An 18,087-nucleotide genomic window follows, 5' to 3' on the forward strand; every position below is an offset into this window, starting at 1 on the left:
TAATTTCTTTTTTTAGATTATATTCCTTTTTCAAGCTCTGTAACCATAACAGTCCTGTCCGAGTTATTATAAAATCCATTTTTAATATAAAATTCCTCAGCAGGTATCCCTTTATTGGTTAATAAAACCAAACGCGTGTACTCTTCTTCAATAAGCTGTTTTTTAATATAATCCATCATTCTGGTTCCAATTCCGTTTCCCTGGCTTTCATTTCTCACATAAAACTCATCCATGAAAAATTCTTTTCCCACCCACCATGACCTCTTGTGGCCAAAGCAAACTGCTACCAGACTTAATCCATTATATGCAACATATCCATCAAAAACAGGGTTTTCAATTAATTCTATTAAATAAGTTCTTGCCTGCTCCAAAGATACCCAGTTATCATACCATGGATACGCTGAAAACACTTCTTTAAACAGTTCGGCACAGTTATCCTCATCCTGAACTGTGAATTTTCTCATTAAAAGATTTTCATCTTGATAATCTAATTTCATACCGCTAAATCCATGCAAATAATCAAAATGATTCTTCAAGTGCCTTGAAATTGGAGCGCTTGCAAAATGATCTTTAACTGCTGTTTTTATGGACATAATTATCTCCCCCTAACAGTTTAGTAGCTAAACTGTTTGATAAAAAAAATATTATTTTTTATTCTTTAAAAAGGTATCGATATATTCTTCAATTTTAGGCAAAATCTGGAGAAAAGAGTCAATTTGTTCAGGAGTAAACATTTCTAAATGGTTTATAAACTCCCCTTCCATCTTTTTATGGAAATTATCCTGAATTTTAAATGCATTTTGCCCCTTTTCAGTTAAAGATAAGATAATCTCTTTCCCATAATCCTTATTTCGTTCCTTATTTATGAAACCTTTATCTTGAAGTTTATTTACAACCTGTGAAACAGCGCCTTTTGTAATTTCAAGTCTTTTACTTAATCCAGTAACATTATTTTCATATCCGCTTCCAACAGCCACTATAACATGAAACTCAGAAGGATAAAGTTTTTCCCCATTTCCAACATCTATGGACATCTTTTCCAGTTCGTTGAACTTCTTTGTGATCCTCAAGAATTGAACCATCATTTTAAATATGGTTTCATGAGTGATTTCGTCTGGTTTCATTTAATTAAACCCTGTATTTAAGTTATTTTCAGAATGTGCAATCAACGTAGTATTTAAATAAAAATAAGTGAAAAATAAAAAATAATTTGATAAATCTCTTTTAAAGATTTTATGCAAACTCAATAGTGCTAGGTGGTTTATCACTGACTGAAAGAGCCACATGAGTTACTTCAGAAACTTCAGCAGTAATTCGTGCTGAAATTGTCCTTATCATTTCCCATGGAAGTTCAGGCACATTGGCTGTCATTGCATCCCACGATTCCACCATACGTAAAACTACAAGGTATCCAAAGTCCCTTATATCTCCTTTAACTCCTGTAACTTTAGTATCTGTTAAAACTGCAAAGTACTGCCAGAGCGATTCGTCAAGTCCTTCTTTTTTAACTTCTTCTTCCACGATAGCATTAGCCTTTCTGCAGATTTCTATTTTATCAGGAGTTAATTTTCCAACCACACGGACTGCAAGTCCAGGACCAGGGAATGGCTGTCTATTGACTATTTCATCTGGAAGACCCATTTCACTTCCTACAACTCTCACTTCGTCCTTGTAAAGCTCCCTTATAGGTTCTACCAGTTCTAAAACCAGCCCATGAGGTAAAGCTACATTGTGGTGGGATTTAATTTTCCCCTCACTTTCTATCCAGTCCGGTGCAATTGTACCCTGTACTAAAAATTTAGCACCTTCTTTTTCTGCTTCTCTTTCAAAGACTCTTATAAAAACTTCACCTATAATTTTTCGTTTTTCTTCAGGATCTTCTACTCCTTCAAGTTCCTTTAAAAATTCAGCACTTGCATCAATGCAGTCAAAATTAAGTCTTGGTTCAAATGTTTCTTTAACGTATTCAGCCTCTCCTTCACGTAAAAGGCCGTGATCAACAAACACTGCCAGGAGGTTATCTCCTATCGCCTCAGAGACTAATACTGATGCAACAGAACTATCTACCCCTCCAGAAAGAGCTATTATTGCTTTTTCGTCTCCTATTTGTTTTTTAATTCCTTCAATTGATTCCTTTATAAAATCAGATGGATCAAGCATTTTTTTCACCTAAAAACTGTTAAAATTTTCATTTATTTAAATAAAGTATTTTATGCTGTTATATTTTATAAGTTATGCAAGTCATTTTTTTTAAATTCGCAAATACAATACTGGACTGAAAATTTTATAATTTCAAGCCAGTTAAGTTAATTCAGGTAACATAAATCATAATATCAGTACTATGTTCCAGAACTCTTTAAAGATTAATATCACCATTAATCCTTATAATTTTTAGTATCTATTCATAAAAATACAAGAAAAATTTCGTTATTATTTTTCAGATTTATACGCGGCAATATCTGCTTTTCCTTTTTTAGCAGCCACAGAATCCGGACTCAATTCCAGTGCGTTATTATAACATTTTAAAGCTTCTTCGAATTTATTAAGGCCTGCAAGAGCATTACCTTTACCAATTAAACTATCGATATACACTTGAGGTATATCCCCTTCAGAATATAATTTCAAAGATTTATCAAAACTTTTTACAGCTTCATTGTACTTTTTAAGGCCCAGAAAACTGTTTCCTCGGACATGCCATGTGACCTGCTTGTTTTGATTTTTATTTTGCACACCTAACCCTTTATCTTCAAGAATTTCAAGGGCTTTATCTGTACATTTAAGAGCTTCTTCAAACTTTTTAAGCTCATTAAGAACCGCACTTTTATTAGCCCAAATCATAGGATTTTCAGGATCCAGTTCTAAAACTTTTTCTAAGCATTCTAGCTCTTCATCATATTTACTAAGGAATCCAAGAGCTAAACTCTTGCTAACTAACGCGTCAAAACTATATGGATTTATTTTCAGGATTTCATCAAATGATTCAACTGCATCCTCGTATCGACCGATCTGGTTTAAAATTAGCCCTTTTCTAAAGTAAATATCCACATAGCGATTTTCAAAGTTTTTAAAGCCTAAATTCAGAGATTTATCATAGTACTCAACTGCTTCTTCATATTTACCTAAGTTTTGATAAACCAGAGCTTTACTATACCATGGAGCTGCTAATTCAGGATCTAGTTCTATAGCCTTATCTAAACATTCAATTCCTTCTTCAATATTGGCCATCCCGATAAGCACGTTGCCCTTAAGATTCCATGCTAAAGCATAATCTGGATCCAATTCTAATGCTTCATCAACAAGTTCTAAACCTTTATTAAAGCTTTCTAAAGATTGATTATGACCCATAATGTTTGTAGCCAGTTTAATTAACGATTCTTTTTTATTATCATTGGATGAACTCATAAACAACACCTGCATATCTCATAATTCAACATATTCAAATTTTATTATGTGAAATTCAAATTATAATGGATAAATAATTTTTATATCCCATTTATACCATATAAACCTATAAAATTTTATCGAAATTTAATTAAACCATATTAATCCGTACAATATCCCAAAACATTGAATTTTCCGATTTATTGAATTTAGAACCCTATTTTTAAAATATAATCAATTGAAATTTTTAATTTATATGAATTTCAATATAGTCCATCTTTATAATTTATATAATTATTTTAGTTTATTGATATTAATAACAACTGGGCCAATATAGTTATAAATAACAACTGCCATAAAAACTAATCAAAGTGTTGAACCTGATTTTAATATAGATAGGGGGATTTTTTGAACCAAAAATATAAAATTTTAACTGTTATACTAATCATTACAATAGGATTATGTGGATACTATGGATATGAACAGTACAACCTCTCAAAAACTCAGGAATACTTACAAACATCCTTAATTCATAAAACCGCTGCTAATAATTATTCAGCCCAGGCAAGCGCTTATGCAAACAAAAATGATTATGCAAATGCTGTTACAATGTTTCAAAAAAGCTCAGATGAAATATCAAAAGCTTTAGAAAACGATAATAGTGCATTATCCTATGCAAATAACCTTTATAAAGATTATATTAATAATGATATTCTTATGTTACAAACTACATCCAAATTACTAGATTTTCAAATATATCTAAACAAAGTGAAAAATAATGATTTAAATCAGGGGCAGGAAAAAGTTAACCCAGTTGATCTGTATCCACAGATAAATCAATTAAAAGAAAATATTTCAGTTTACAAAAATAATGAAAATAAAATCATATCTGCAAACCCTGAAAAATTTAAATTCCTGAATTCCAGTTCCTAGTTAGTACTGCTATTTAGAAAGTTAATAGAATAACTTTTTATTGATTAACATGGAAATATATTAACCTCAATTTTGATAATTCAATCCATCAGATATTATAAATAAAAATTCCGAGTCTGTGTCAATGATGAACAAGTTCAGAGATATCAACCCTCAAACCGCTTTTCTTATTATAGGGCTAATTTATGGATTAGGTTTCCTTATTGCGACTCCGGCTTTTCAGGTCCCTGATGAATACGAACACTTTTACAGGTCATTATATGTAAGCGAAGGGCATATAGTGCCTGAAAAATTAGGTAACCTGTCAGGTGTTTACGTTCCAGAAAGTGTGAAGTTTACATCAGATACAGTTAATCAGGAATGGTATACATTCCTTCAGGACAGAGACAATAAGACAAATTTAGCTCCTCTCCTACATTTGCCATTTAACAGTAAGAATATGGTTTTTGAAGATATTTCAAGAATTGCAGTAATTACTTATTCTCCTGTCCCTTATTTAGTATCTGCATTTGCTATAGATCTCGGTAAATTATTTAATTTAGCTCCTTTAGTACTGATGTACATTGGAAGATTAGCAAACCTGCTGGTATGGATTTTTCTCACATATCTGGCAATCAAAATAACTCCTGTCCACAAATGGGTTTTCTTTATGTTAGCATTGCTCCCAATGACAATTTTTGAGGCAGCGTCACTTTCTGCAGATAGTTTTTTACTGGGAATATCCTTTTTAATCATTGCAATTTTCTTCAAATACGCATTTGATGATAATAAAAAGAGAATAGGCTTTAAAGAGGTTTATATTTTAGGTATACTCCTCCTGCTGGTAGGGCTTGCAAAAAGTAATTATATCCTACTGTTATTTTTGATCTTCCTTATTCCTGCACAAAAATTTGGAAACCGGAAAAACAGGATTTTAGTAACAGGATCTTTATTTTTAGTCGTGGTCGCAGTTGTAGGTATCTGGAATCTTATTGTTAACGGGCTTTATGCCCCAATTATACCTCAAGTATCTATTTCAGGCCAAATCATCTACCTTCTAGGAGATCCTTTCAGGTTCCCATACTTACTAATAAACACATTTATTAGCCGTGGCTTATCCTATCAATTTTTATTTGTAGGTAATTTCTGGCTGGATATCCCATTACCTACATGGTGGTTAGGTTTTTATTTAATTACAATAATTCCTGTAGCTTTACTGGATAAAAGCATGGTAAATATAACAAAAAATCAAAAATTAATCTCAGCAGCGACTTTCATCCTTAACGCCATTATTGCCTGTGCCCTTGTGTATATTACATGGACTCCTGTTGGGCAGAATGTTATAGACGGAATTCAAGGAAGATATTTCATTCCTATATTCCCGCTTCTATTCTTATTGCTATATAAAATAAGAGATTTTAAGAATTATTATGAAAAAATAGACAGTAATAAACTGGTTATTAAAGATAAACCCGTTATTAAAATTGTTCATGACAACCTGAATCCAATATTAATTGCATATGTTGTTATTTTCCTGTCAATTACGCTTTCAATATTTATATTTGATTATTACATCTAAATTAGTTAACACACTAAAGCTTAAATTTTGTTTTAATTAAAAATATCATTTTACATATCCCAATTTTTAATAAATAACCTAATTTCATATACTCTAATAATCTGCCAGTTGAGTATTTATTATAAATAATTATTACCCATAAAAATCAATAAATAACGCGTTCTTATAAAAAATAGAAAAATATAACGCATGTTAAAATGAATATTATATATGCAGGACAAATGGGAACTAAATAGCAAAGATTTATACTGAATAAAATTTAGAATAGTATAATACATGCTTATAATTATCCTACTTATTTTAGATGGAGATATTAAATGACAGATATAGAAGATACTATTATAGACAAATTACTAAAAAATCAGACAGATCAAACACATATCCAGTTCTTCCGCTACATGTTCGTTGGGGGAGCTGCATTTTTAGTGCAATTTGCAGCATATATGATATTTATAAACATTAATATAAATTATCTTATTGCTACACCAATGGCATTTATTTTAGGATTAATAGCTAACTATGCTTTGAGTGTTAACTGGGTCTTTAATAAACATGCACTTGACAATATGTGGTCAGAATTTGTGATTTTTGCAGTTATTGGCGTTGTAGGAATGGTACTAACTGAAATACTTACGTGGTTCTTTGTAGATTTCGTTGGTTTCTATCAAATTTTTTACAATGTTCATCTGTACAATTCAAGTCATAATATAGGCTTTTATGTGGCAAATGTTGTTACCGCTGCTTTAGTATTATTCTGGAACTTTTTTGCAAGGAAATTAACATTATTTAAATAAGGATAACCCTATCCTTATCAATTAAAAACTACAATTATAGTTTAGTAACAATGTTTTAGACACTGATCTATAAAAAAAATTGTTTATATACTATTAAACCAAAAATTTCTGCAATGAATTAACATTATTTATAAATGATACGCAAGTAGTATTAGTCAGAAATTGCAATTATATAAAAATAGTTAATATACTAAAAGCGATGCTTAGTAAAAACATCGATAATAATCTAATAACAAGCGTTTAGGCAAGGAGTACCTATATGAGTCAAAAAACAGCGATTATAATAGGAGCAGGACCTGCAGGATTAACTGCAGCTTATGAATTACTTGATAAAACTGATATTAAACCAATTATCTATGAAAAAAGCGAATATATTGGAGGAATCTCAAAAACCGTTGAATATAAGGGCAATCATATAGACATAGGCGGTCATAGATTTTTCTCAAAAAATGATCGGGTTATGAAATGGTGGCAGAATATCATGCCATTACAAGGGGTGCCTGCAAAGGACGATTTAGCCCTTGGAAGAGAAGTTCCATTACATAAAGACTGCTTAAAAAGAGAAATAGGGCAAGAAAAATCTGAGAAAATTGCAGCACCTGATCCTGAAAAAGAAGATAAAGTAATGCTTAACCGAGGGCGCCTTTCAAGGATTTATTTCCTTAGAAAATTTTTTGATTATCCTATTAAATTAAATTCTAATACCATTAAAAATTTAGGCGCCTTAAGAATGATTAAAATAGGTTTAAGCTATGTTAAAGTCGTCATATCTCCAATTAAAGAGGAAAATACCCTTGAAGACTTTTATATCAACAGGTTTGGTAAAGAACTTTACGGCACTTTTTTTGATGATTACAATATAAAACTATGGGGAGTTTCCTGCAGTGAGATTGCACCCGATTTTGGAGCCCAAAGGGTAAAAGGTTTATCTATAACTAAAGTTATCACTCATGCATTAAAAAGTGGATTTTCAAAAAATGATTCCATAGAGCAGAAAAACGTAGAAACAAGCTTGATAGGACAATTTATGTACCCTAAATATGGGCCGGGACAAATATGGGAAGAAGTAGCAAGAATCATCACTGAAAACGGCGGTGAAATACACTTCAACCAGGAAGCTGTTGGAATTGAACATGATGGTAATGGAGTAAAACAGATTAAAATTAAAGACGCCGAAACAGGTGAAATAAAATCAGTAGAAGGGGATTATTTCTTCTCAACAATGCCTGTTAAGGACTTAATTAACGCTACAGAAAATGTACCTCAAAATGTTCAAGATGTTGCAAACGGATTAATATACCGTGACTTTATTACAGTAGGTTTACTTTTAAATGAACTTAAAATAAAAAATGAAACTAACCAAAAAACTATCAATAATATAGTCCCTGATAACTGGATTTATATACAGGAACGTGATGTTAAAATTGGTAGGCTTCAAATATTCAACAACTGGAGCCCTTATCTGGTAAATGATGATTCTAAAACATGGATTGGTCTTGAATACTTCTGTGATGAAGGAGATGAATACTGGACTATGAGCGATGAAGACTTCTCAAAATTTGCCATAGACGAACTTGCAAAAATTGACATCATCGACAAAAAAGACGTGCTTGACAACGTAGTAATACGAGTTCAAAAAACTTATCCTGCATACTTTGGTACTTATGACCAGTTTGACACCGTTAAAGACTTCACAAATAAGTTTGAAAACCTGTTTTTAATTGGAAGAAACGGAATGCACAGATATAACAATATGGACCACTCTATGCTTACCGCAATGACTGCAGTTGATAATATTATAAAAGGAGTCACTTCCAAGGATAATCTCTGGTGTATAAATACCGAAGAAGAGTATCATGAAGAAAAATAAGTATTTAGCGCCTAAAATGGCACTAATTTTCTAATTTTATTTTTAAAATTTAAAAAGTGAATTAATTTATTTTTTACTGACAGGAGTAGTTCTTACAAAATTCATAGAAATTTTCCAGTAGTTTTGGCCCGTTTTCAGTGTGATGAACTTCAGGGTGGAACTGTATACCATACAACGGTTTGGTTTCATGCTTCATTGCTTCAATTTCACAAATTGGGGATGTTGCAAGCAGTTTAAAACCTTCAGGTAACTTTGTGACTTCATCTTTATGAGATGTCCAGACTTTCATGGTGTCTCCAAGTCCCTTAAATATATCATTCTCTTCTTTTATGGTAATTTCAATTTTTGCATAACTTTCCATCCCTGCAGATCCTACTTCTCCACCATAAGCTTTTGCTATGATCTGGTGGCCAAGGCAAATCCCTAAAATAGGGTAATCCAGTTCTTTAACATATTCAAAGCAATTTCCTGTCCTTTCTATAGATGGTCCTCCACCTAGTATGAGGCCTACGGGTTCTTTTTCATTTATTTCATCAATAGATGTTGAATTCGGAATTAGTTCTGAAGGAATCTTTAAATAATGTAATGTTCTATGGATTCTGTGATTGTACTGTCCATGATTATTTATAACAAGTATTTTCATTATATATCTCCCAAATATTGTTTTATTAGTAAATTAAGTCATGTAAACATAAAAATGTATAAATATATTAAAATACAATTAGGATATATGGAATTTAGAGATATCATATATATAATAATAGCTATTATAGTTGCAGTAATTTTACTCAAGATAATATGGTTCTTGCTACCAATAATCATCATACTTGTCATAGCCTTTATCGTGTATATCTTTTTAAAAGGCAGGGACAGATACGGATAAAACAGTTTAACTCCATTTAATTTTATTTCAAGTTAAAATTAAGCAATCATAACAATAATCTTACATAAGACAATATAGTTTACACCATCTAACATTTATCAGGTATATCCTTAAAGGCAGGGACAGATACGGATAAAACAGTTTAACTCCATTTAATTTTATTTCAAGTTAAAATTAAGCAATCATAACAATTACATAAGACAATATAATTTACACCATCTAACATTTATCAGGTATATCCTTAAAGGCAGGGACAGATAAATTAAAGCAATTTACCTCTTTTCTATTTATTCAATAGTTTATTTTAGATTTAATGCACAACTAATTTATTAAACATGCTATTTTTAATTTAAATCCGGTTTTTATAAGATTAAATTTAAATAGCCATTTATAATTAGTCTAACTTAAAAAAATAGATTCCCCTATCATAATTAAATTTATTACATCGACCAACTAAATCAAATACATTACTCTCATGTCTAAATAGTTGTGCAGATGTTACTTTGAATTTTTATGGGTCATATGGTTAAGTAAATTACACTCTTCCAAATATAATTTCATATAATTAATTGATATTATAATTTAACATAAAGCATGAACTGTGCACATGATCATAGGACATGAGCGTTACATTAAAAATTAGCAGGGTGAACATATGCAAGATCTTGAATCTCTTGGGATGAAAAAGGGATTACTCTATGAAACAATTATAACCACTCAAAATAGGAATGGAGTACCAAATGCAGCCCCTATAGGAGTTATCTGCAAAAATAAAAATGAAATCGTGCTGAATCTTTTTGAAGGAACCCATACTCTTGAAAATATAAAAGCTAACTCCAAATTTGTTGTAAATATACTAAAAGATCCTCTAGTTTTTGTAGGTTGCACCACTGGAGATCTTTCCTCTGATCATTTTAAAAAGCAGGGTAATGAGTTTTACATTAAAAATACAGATGCGTTTTTTACAGCAAGTGTAATCAACACTAAAGAAATTGAAAAAGAAGATAATATCAGCAAATCCAAGATGACCATAATAAAAGCCCGTGTAAATGAAGTTATTATTAAAAAAGAAGGTGTTGAACCTTTAAACAGGGCTATTTTTGCAATAATAGAATCACTTGTTTATTTAACAAGAATTAAAATGGTAGATGAAAATACTGCAAAAGAATATTTAGAACGGATCCATGAAATGTCAAGAACTGTAAACCGTGTAGGAAGCTTGGATCATAAAAAAGCGATGCAAAATATTCTAAAATATATTGAAAATGATGGATAAACCTTTTAATTGAAAAATAATATAATAAATATATAAATTTAAAAAGAATAGCCTTTTAAAATTTTATTTATACACTGGACTCTCTAAATATAATTTTAAATTCACAACCATTATTCTTTTCAAGATCAATGAGCCCATCAAGCTGTCTCACCAATGCATTCACCAGTTGAATCCCACTAGTTTCTGCATATCTAAAATCAATGTCATCAGGTAATCCAATTCCATTGTCTCCAACTTTTAATGTGAAATTACCATCATCCGGCATAAATGTAATGTTTATTTCTCCAGTTATCTTATTTTGACCTGTAAATTCATCATTTACAAATTCGTTAGATGGTGGTGTAAACCTACCTTTTAAGAGTTTACGATCTTCAAAATACCATGAGGGAAAAGCATGTTTTATGGAGTTGGTGACAAGTTCATTTAGAATTAGACCACATGGAACTGCGGTATCTATATCCAGCAGAATTCCATCTATTTTTATATTCGCATTTATATTTTTATCAACTGCATATGACTTAAACAGATGATCAATTAAATCATGAGCATATTTATTAAAATCAATTATTGCAAAGTCTTCAGATCTAGAGAGAGTCTCATGAATTAAAGCTATAGCTTTAACACGGTTTTGGCTTTCTTGATAAATCTCAATAGGTTCTTTATCATTGAGCTGAGTATATTCAAGTCCCATAAGATTAGATATTGTCTGTAAATTATTTTCAACCCGATTATGTATCTCTTCAAGGAGTATATTCTTTTCCTCAAGTGATGCTTTGATCTCCTCTTCAGCCATTTTACGTTCTTCAATTTCATTTTTAAGCTTTTTATTTGCTTCCTGAAGTTCAATTGTTCTTTCTTGAACCAGTTCCTCAAGATGATCTCTGTGCCTTATCAATTCACCTTCAATTGCTTTACGCTCGATTGCATATGATATAGATCGTGACAGGAGACTGCTGTCAACCTTTCCTTTAATTAAATAATCCTGTGCTTCGCCTTTAACTGCATTAATCGCGACATCTTCATCATCGAAAGCACTTAATATAACTATAGGGCTTTGAGGTACTCTTTCTTTAGCTTTCAGAAATGTATCAAAGCCAAAACTATCAGGTAAATTTAAATCCAGTAACAGCACATCTGCCCCATTTTTTTCGATATAGTTTAATCCATCTTCAAGGCGGCGAGTATTATGTAACTTAAATCTAGGTTTTCGTACTTCCTTTAACATTTCTCGTATTAAAGCTGTGTCTGTAAGATTATCCTCTATCAAAAGAACGTTAACGTACTTATCATCCATCTTATCATCCTTAAGTCTTTAAGCTTATACTTTGAACTATTGACTATTTAATGGCATTTAATGTAATAAGATGGTCATATTTAATTTTATTACAATATAAGTTTTTTTATTTAAAACAGAATTTTACTTTTTTAAGGCTATTCCACCCACATAATACGAAGTATATATGATTTAACCGCCATCACGTTTTAAAAACTTTAAATAAATAGTCAGGTACTCTCAATAAATTTAAGCCCTATAAAATTGCTTTCGCCTTGCCTCTAATAAATCAGGTTCTTTACCTATTATTTGAGATGCTACCCTTATTTCACTGCCAGATTCTTTCTCCACTGACTTTATAAAATTGAGATATCTTGTACTCCTTAAAAGGTGATGGTCCAATACTACTTTAGGTATTTTTTCCGCTATTTCAATTAAATTGATTCGAGCTTTTTCAATATCTTTTCTCTCAACGGCATATCCTGCAAGATAAATAGGAGGTCCGCTTAATACCAGCATATCTGGTTTTTCTTCGAGAATAACATCCTTTGCTTCCCCAGAAATAGGGCCTTGGACGTCAGATGCGTGCATAAAAGTTTTTCCATTCCACCTAATTGTTACAGCTACTACATAACCTAATTTACTTCCTTGAGAACCGTGAGGAAGCGGATTTGAAAATTTAATAGATGTATCTCCCACTTCAAATGATTGACCATCTGCATAGGATACTTCACAGTTCAAGCCTTCCAAATTCTTTAAAAAATCAGAAGCTCGTTTTTGCTGGCTTTTATTGATTTGAGAAGTGGGGTGTTTAATAAATAATTTTTTTCCTTGATACAGTTTCTCTGCAGCCTTTGGAGATGAATCCATAAATTTTCCAAGTTCAAATGGGGTGTAGTGGTCATGATGGTAATGGCTTATAGTAATAATGTCTGCTTTTTCTGCATACTCTTCAATTCTAACTCTCGTCTCATGTAAAGCATCGAATTCATCCTTCCAGGGAGGATATCTAAACCTTTTAGGGGCTATAGATGTCCCAGGGTCTATCAATATTTTTTGGTCAGTTTCAACGAATGTAGCCATGGACCTTACGCCCATACTTTCAAAGGCAAGCGGTATAACTTTCATGAGATCACCAAATTCACTTTACAACATCCACAAAATCAAATTTTTCAACATCAAATAGTCCCATATCACTTATTTTTAGTTTTGGGATTACAAGAAGGGCTAAAAATGACATGGTCATAAATGGCGATGCCAATTTGCATCCCATATCAGCCGCAGCATTATGTAAAACTTCGAGTTTAAACGCCACATCTTCAACAGATTTTGTGCTCATTAAACCACCTATTGGAAGTTTTAAGGAATGTATACAACCATTAGAGGCTGTTACAAGCCCGCCGTTATTTTTAACAAGGTTGTTAACAGCGTCTGCCATGTCCTGAGTGTTTGTTCCAACTGCAATGATATTATGTGAATCATGAGCTACACTTGATGCAATTGCGCCCTCTTTAAGTCCAAATCCACGGACAAATGCGGTTGCCATTTTGTTACGGCCGTATCTTTCAAGAACTGATATTTTTAAAATATCATTTTTTATATCTGGATCTATTTTACCATCTGCAGCAGACAGTACTGCTTCAGATTCTTCAGTAAGCAGCTGCCCCTCCATTACATCAATTACCCTTACTTTTTCTTCTCCTTTGGAAGATGAAATTTCAAAATCTGCATGTTTTTTGGAACTTATTTTAAATGTACTTTCAAGTTTAACTGGATTAACTGAAAATAACGCTTTTCCTTCACGTGCAGCGATATTTCCATCTATATAAACTTCTTTTACTTTGAAATTTTTAAGATCATCTACTACAACAATATCTGCAGGTTTTCCTGGAGCAATTAATCCATTATTTAAGCCATAATGAGCTGCAGGATTAATAGTTACCATCTTAACTGCTTTAACTGGATCTTCTCCCAGTTCAACAGCTTCCTTCAGCATTAAATTAACATGCCCCTTTAAGAGATCTTCAGGATGTTTATCATCAGATATAATGAAATCACCGCCGGCACCTATTAAATCTGCTAAATTTTTTGCAGACGAACCTTGCCTGAGCATCACCTTCATTCCAAGCTTTCTTTTTTCAATTGCTTCCTCTTTCAATGTGCATTCATGATCAGTAGAAATTCCTGCTGCGATATATCTACAGAGGTCATTTCCACTTAAAAGAGGTGCATGCCCATCTACAGGCTTTCTGTAATTTTTCGCGGCTCTAATTTTGGCCATAACTTCGGGATCATTTGATAGAACCCCTGGAAAATTCATCATTTCTCCAAGTGCAACCATTTCATCATATTTAAGAATTTCATCGATCTCTTTTGAGCCAATTACAGCACCAGAAGTTTCAAACGGCGTTGCAGGAACACATGAAGGGGCTGTAAAAAACACTTTAAGCGGGACAGTCGATGCATCCTCAATCATATATTTTATTCCACGGGTTCCCAGAACATTGGCAATTTCATGGGGATCTGATACAACAGACGTTGTTCCATGTGGTACAACTGCTTCTGCAAACCTTGAAGGCGTGAGCATTGAACTTTCGATATGTATATGTGCATCGATAAATCCTGGTAGAATATACTGATTAAATTTACCTTCAATTTGCTTCACGCATTCTACCATCCCATTACGTACTTCTATTTCTGCAGGATAGATCTCTTCAGTAAACGGATTAACTAAATTGCCTCTGATCATTGATAACGCTCCCCATAAAATTGACTTATCTAAATTTAATATTTATAAATTATTTAACTGTATTTTCTTTATAGATATTCTTTTTAAAAAAGTTAAATACTTAAAATTTCATATTTTCTCTTTAAATATCTGTGAGCAAATGGATAAATCATTTTATGGATAAAATTAGTATTGTAAAAATAATTAAGGAATTTAAGGGGATCTTTTGCCCTATGAATTCTGTTTACAATAAAAGAATAATCTAAAAAACAGAATCGTTCCCATAAATAACGGTTAACCATACCTGCTTTTAATTTATCCTCAAAAAATTTTTCTGCGCATTTCTGGTAATCTTTTCCATCAATTATACTTTTTGCAGCAAGGTATCCTGATGTCACAGCACTTTTAATTCCAAAGCCCCATAAAAAATCCTGCAGACCCGCAGCTTCCCCTACATACAAACTCTTTCCACGTTTAAAAATATTTTCACTGGAAAAAGCACCTACACCGCCCATATTACCTGTTTTTTTCAAATTCAAATCAAACTTATTATTAAAAATCTTTTTTGTTTGTTTAAAATAAGAATTCATGTTGTTAAAATTATTGAATAAAACCGTGGCCATGCAGCCCTGCCCATCTGCAATTAAAAGGTAAGAATAACCATTCAAAGCTGCATTATTGTTAACAAGCCCGATAGCCATATTTCTAGAGAACGTATTAAATGTAATTCCCTTTGCTGCCGCATAAATTTTATCTTTTATAGGGCCTGTTGCAATAATATCAGCTTCATTTTGAGAGATCATATCGTTAAAATGAATATTTACTCCCATATCTAAAGCTTGATTTTTTAAAGCAGTATCTAAAGTTTCTTCTTTTGATCCCCTCTTAACAAGATAAAATGCGGGCCTTTTACATCTAAAATCCCATATTTTAGATTCATTAAATATTTTAAGTTTTAAAAAAGGACTGTATTTAAAATTGACATCAATATTCATATCATTAAATAATTTAAGCACATCTTCTTTATCAGACCAGTTTTCAAGTCCCTGAAATTCTTCGTGAAATCTCGAGCCCACATCTGCACTTTTTTCAAAAATATCTACATTATAACCAGATCGAGCGAGATTTATGGCTGCAGATAACCCCGCAGGGCCTGCACCTAAAATTTGTACCCCTTTCATAGTATTAATTTTGTCTATAATTTTATAAATTATTGATCAAATTAAATAGAAACACATTATATAAATTAGATACTAGCTATTAAATCTTAATATCCAAGGTGCTAAAGCATGGAACAAAAATTAACGGGCGTACCTGAAACATTACTGGTTCCCTTGGGGGCCAGGGCAACCGAAACAAAACATAATGATCCTATTGTTAAAGATGAAAAAGCCCAAGAAAAATATCAAAATTTACTATTTTGATATTTTTCGGGGCGCCAAAATTCAAGGAATTTTGAGCGCCGTAGAAATAATGGATCAAATTGATTATGACTTTTTTAAATTTAAGAATCAAGAGCCAACACTTGTCAGTGTCGCTGTTAGAACTGAACTTCTGGATAAAGCAGCGAAGGATTTTATTGGGAAATATCCTAATGCTGCAATCATCAATATTGGCTGCGGCCTTGATACTCGCTTTTTAAGGGTAGATAACGGCAAAATTTGCTGGTATGACCTGGATTTACCCGAGGTAATTAATATCAGAAAGCAATTTTTCACTGAAAGCGAAAGACACAAAATGATAGCTAGATCTGTCTTTGATTACTCATGGATAAACGATATCAATATAAATGAACACATTTTGATAATTGCAGAAGGAATATTCATGTATCTCACAGAACAGGAAGTTAAAGGTATAATGGATAAATTAGCCGCTGCATTTAAAGGTTCTGAAATGCTTCTTGAGACCACACCTGCATCACTGGTAAAACAAAATCAGAAACAGGATCTTATCAAGGATCAGTACCAAATAGAAGCTCGACTTCAATGGGGAATCAAAAAAGGAAAAGAAATTGAGAAATTAAACTCCCACATTAAATTTATTGATGACTGGCATTATTTTGATTACCATAAAGATAGATGGAGAATAATACGCTGGTTGTCATTAATTCCAACCTTTAAATATAGATTTGGTAACAGGATTGTTCATCTGAAATTTATTTAAAATTGAATTGATTTTTATTTTTGAATTATTTTTTAATTGAATGTTTCAAAATACTTCACTAATTTTTAGGAAAGCCTAAAACTTTATATACAATGAAGAATTTAAGTATACCTAACTTTCGATATTTAGGTTCACCTAAAAATGTGGAAGTTATGAAAATATGGTTTTGAGTCATCCTCAGCTCAAATGTATCACTTAAAACCATGTTTACAAACAAAACAAATCCAAATATGGTTTCAAGCCTTCTTCTGCCAAAAAATAGCTTAAAATCATATTTTTTAAATATTTGATCAAACATGTAAAAAAATCTAAGATTTTTTTACGGTTGAAAACCTCGGATTTTCAAACATGCGAAAAATTTCCAATTTTTCGCGGCATTCGAAAATTCTCAGAATTTCCGATGCCGTAGGAAACTCTGTTTTCTCGGCCGCAAAATTAAAAATTTTGCAGGCACCAAACACTTTGTGTTTGAGTGTTGTGAAATTGAAAAATTAGCAAAACTTTAGTTTTGCACTCCAAAAATTTTTCAAATTTTTGAGAGTTTCACAAACATGTAAAAAAAATCTACGATTTTTTTTACGGTTGAAAATCAGAGATTTTCAAACATGTACTACACGTTAAATAGGTCTACCATACCTATTTATCCTCCAAAAAATATTTAGTTAATGGATCTGGAGTTGAACCAGGTCTCTGACCTCCTTATTAAAAAATAATTAACTGTTTGGGATAAAACCTGTAAAATCTATCTGATTATTCTACAATGACCAGTAAATTTTTAATTTTAATTCCTTTCTCTTTGTTTATAATTCGTTCTATTTCCTTTAGATGTTCTTTAATTTCAGCATTCCTAATGTCTTTTATTGCCCCATCAGATCTTACCATGTTTACATGGGGATCAAGATTCATTTCATAGTGAATTTCACCGTTGTAATGAAAACTGCTTATGATACCCAGTTCAACAAGTAACTTCAAATTTTCATATACAGTAGAACGGCTAATACTTGGATATGTATCTTCTACAGCTTTGTAAACATCATTAAATGAAGGATGAGAACTTCCTAACTCTTCTAATTTCCCAATTATCTCCAGCCTTTGTGGAGTAATTTTAACTCCATGTGCTCTCAATTCCTTTTTCATAGTAATAACTATAGTACGATTTAAATAAAAAGGTATCGAAGAAAAACTTATATAGAACTGAGTTCTATATAGAAATAAATATATTTAGAGA

Annotated in this window: 18 protein-coding genes; 7 read left to right on the forward strand and 11 right to left on the reverse strand. The window is 31.8% G+C overall.

Annotation, left to right across the window (positions count from 1 at the left end; translation table 11 throughout):
• Nucleotides 1-17 precede the first annotated feature (17 nt).
• From AAGU07_RS13910 to AAGU07_RS13925, 4 genes are all read right to left on the reverse strand, one after another.
• Nucleotides 18-593 (reverse strand): GNAT family N-acetyltransferase, encoded by a 576-nt coding sequence (locus AAGU07_RS13910; RefSeq protein ID WP_342459698.1) that lies wholly within the window; start codon nucleotides 591-593, stop codon nucleotides 18-20.
• Between the two features lie 51 nt (nucleotides 594-644).
• A complete protein-coding gene (locus tag AAGU07_RS13915; RefSeq protein WP_342459699.1) occupies nucleotides 645-1,124 on the reverse strand; it encodes a MarR family winged helix-turn-helix transcriptional regulator in 480 nt (159 codons plus the stop codon).
• A 109-nt stretch (nucleotides 1,125-1,233) separates the two neighbouring features.
• Nucleotides 1,234-2,160, reverse strand: a complete 927-nt coding sequence (gene guaA / locus AAGU07_RS13920; protein WP_342459700.1) for a glutamine-hydrolyzing GMP synthase — start codon at nucleotides 2,158-2,160, stop codon at nucleotides 1,234-1,236.
• Nucleotides 2,161-2,430: 270 nt separating this feature from the next.
• Nucleotides 2,431-3,402: a tetratricopeptide repeat protein gene (locus AAGU07_RS13925; protein WP_342459701.1), complete on the reverse strand. Its 972-nt coding sequence runs from the start codon at nucleotides 3,400-3,402 to the stop codon at nucleotides 2,431-2,433.
• 387 nt (nucleotides 3,403-3,789) lie between these two features.
• On the opposite strand from AAGU07_RS13925, the gene AAGU07_RS13930 reads away from it, so the two are divergent.
• From AAGU07_RS13930 to AAGU07_RS13945, 4 genes are all read left to right on the forward strand, one after another.
• Complete coding sequence (locus AAGU07_RS13930; RefSeq protein ID WP_342459702.1) at nucleotides 3,790-4,314, forward strand: hypothetical protein; 525 nt, start codon at nucleotides 3,790-3,792, stop codon at nucleotides 4,312-4,314.
• Nucleotides 4,315-4,438: 124 nt separating this feature from the next.
• The gene (locus AAGU07_RS13935) at nucleotides 4,439-5,872 is read left to right on the forward strand and encodes a DUF2142 domain-containing protein (RefSeq protein ID WP_342459703.1); all 1,434 of its coding nucleotides are present in this window, start codon (nucleotides 4,439-4,441) and stop codon (nucleotides 5,870-5,872) included.
• 317 nt (nucleotides 5,873-6,189) lie between these two features.
• On the forward strand, nucleotides 6,190-6,666 hold the full coding sequence (locus tag AAGU07_RS13940) for a GtrA family protein (protein ID WP_342459704.1): 477 nt from the start codon (nucleotides 6,190-6,192) through the stop codon (nucleotides 6,664-6,666).
• A gap of 259 nt (nucleotides 6,667-6,925) precedes the next feature.
• A complete protein-coding gene (locus AAGU07_RS13945; RefSeq protein ID WP_342459705.1) occupies nucleotides 6,926-8,536 on the forward strand; it encodes an NAD(P)/FAD-dependent oxidoreductase in 1,611 nt (536 codons plus the stop codon).
• 73 nt (nucleotides 8,537-8,609) lie between these two features.
• Here AAGU07_RS13945 and AAGU07_RS13950 read toward each other — a convergent pair whose 3' ends face one another.
• Nucleotides 8,610-9,179, reverse strand: a complete 570-nt coding sequence (locus AAGU07_RS13950; RefSeq protein ID WP_342459706.1) for a GMP synthase subunit A — start codon at nucleotides 9,177-9,179, stop codon at nucleotides 8,610-8,612.
• Between the two features lie 895 nt (nucleotides 9,180-10,074).
• Between AAGU07_RS13950 and AAGU07_RS13955 the strand changes: the two genes are divergently transcribed.
• Complete coding sequence (locus AAGU07_RS13955; RefSeq protein WP_342459707.1) at nucleotides 10,075-10,695, forward strand: DUF447 domain-containing protein; 621 nt, start codon at nucleotides 10,075-10,077, stop codon at nucleotides 10,693-10,695.
• A gap of 67 nt (nucleotides 10,696-10,762) precedes the next feature.
• Here AAGU07_RS13955 and AAGU07_RS13960 read toward each other — a convergent pair whose 3' ends face one another.
• The 4 genes from AAGU07_RS13960 to AAGU07_RS13975 form a co-directional block, all read right to left on the reverse strand.
• Nucleotides 10,763-11,989 (reverse strand): histidine kinase dimerization/phosphoacceptor domain -containing protein, encoded by a 1,227-nt coding sequence (locus AAGU07_RS13960; protein WP_342459708.1) that lies wholly within the window; start codon nucleotides 11,987-11,989, stop codon nucleotides 10,763-10,765.
• A gap of 228 nt (nucleotides 11,990-12,217) precedes the next feature.
• Nucleotides 12,218-13,096, reverse strand: coding sequence for an MBL fold metallo-hydrolase (locus tag AAGU07_RS13965; protein WP_342459709.1), 879 nt, complete (start codon nucleotides 13,094-13,096; stop codon nucleotides 12,218-12,220).
• Nucleotides 13,097-13,109: 13 nt separating this feature from the next.
• Complete coding sequence (gene ade / locus AAGU07_RS13970) at nucleotides 13,110-14,717, reverse strand: adenine deaminase (protein ID WP_342459710.1); 1,608 nt, start codon at nucleotides 14,715-14,717, stop codon at nucleotides 13,110-13,112.
• Nucleotides 14,718-14,809: 92 nt separating this feature from the next.
• On the reverse strand, nucleotides 14,810-15,877 hold the full coding sequence (locus tag AAGU07_RS13975; protein WP_342459711.1) for an NAD(P)-binding protein: 1,068 nt from the start codon (nucleotides 15,875-15,877) through the stop codon (nucleotides 14,810-14,812).
• A gap of 108 nt (nucleotides 15,878-15,985) precedes the next feature.
• Here AAGU07_RS13975 and AAGU07_RS13980 point away from each other — a divergent pair, with 108 nt between their 5' ends.
• On the forward strand, nucleotides 15,986-16,120 hold the full coding sequence (locus tag AAGU07_RS13980) for a hypothetical protein (RefSeq protein ID WP_342459712.1): 135 nt from the start codon (nucleotides 15,986-15,988) through the stop codon (nucleotides 16,118-16,120).
• Between the two features lie 49 nt (nucleotides 16,121-16,169).
• On the forward strand, nucleotides 16,170-16,859 hold the full coding sequence (locus AAGU07_RS13985) for a class I SAM-dependent methyltransferase (protein ID WP_342459713.1): 690 nt from the start codon (nucleotides 16,170-16,172) through the stop codon (nucleotides 16,857-16,859).
• Nucleotides 16,860-16,917: 58 nt separating this feature from the next.
• On the opposite strand, the gene AAGU07_RS13990 is transcribed toward AAGU07_RS13985, so the two are convergent.
• Together AAGU07_RS13990 and AAGU07_RS13995 are read right to left on the reverse strand one after the other, a co-directional pair.
• Nucleotides 16,918-17,157, reverse strand: a complete 240-nt coding sequence (locus AAGU07_RS13990; protein ID WP_342459714.1) for a hypothetical protein — start codon at nucleotides 17,155-17,157, stop codon at nucleotides 16,918-16,920.
• Between the two features lie 452 nt (nucleotides 17,158-17,609).
• Nucleotides 17,610-17,996 (reverse strand): Fur family transcriptional regulator, encoded by a 387-nt coding sequence (locus tag AAGU07_RS13995; protein WP_342459715.1) that lies wholly within the window; start codon nucleotides 17,994-17,996, stop codon nucleotides 17,610-17,612.
• Between the last annotated feature and the right edge of the window lie 91 nt (nucleotides 17,997-18,087).

Source organism: Methanobacterium sp. (genome assembly GCF_038562635.1).
Taxonomy (GTDB): Archaea; Methanobacteriota; Methanobacteria; order Methanobacteriales; family Methanobacteriaceae; genus Methanobacterium_D.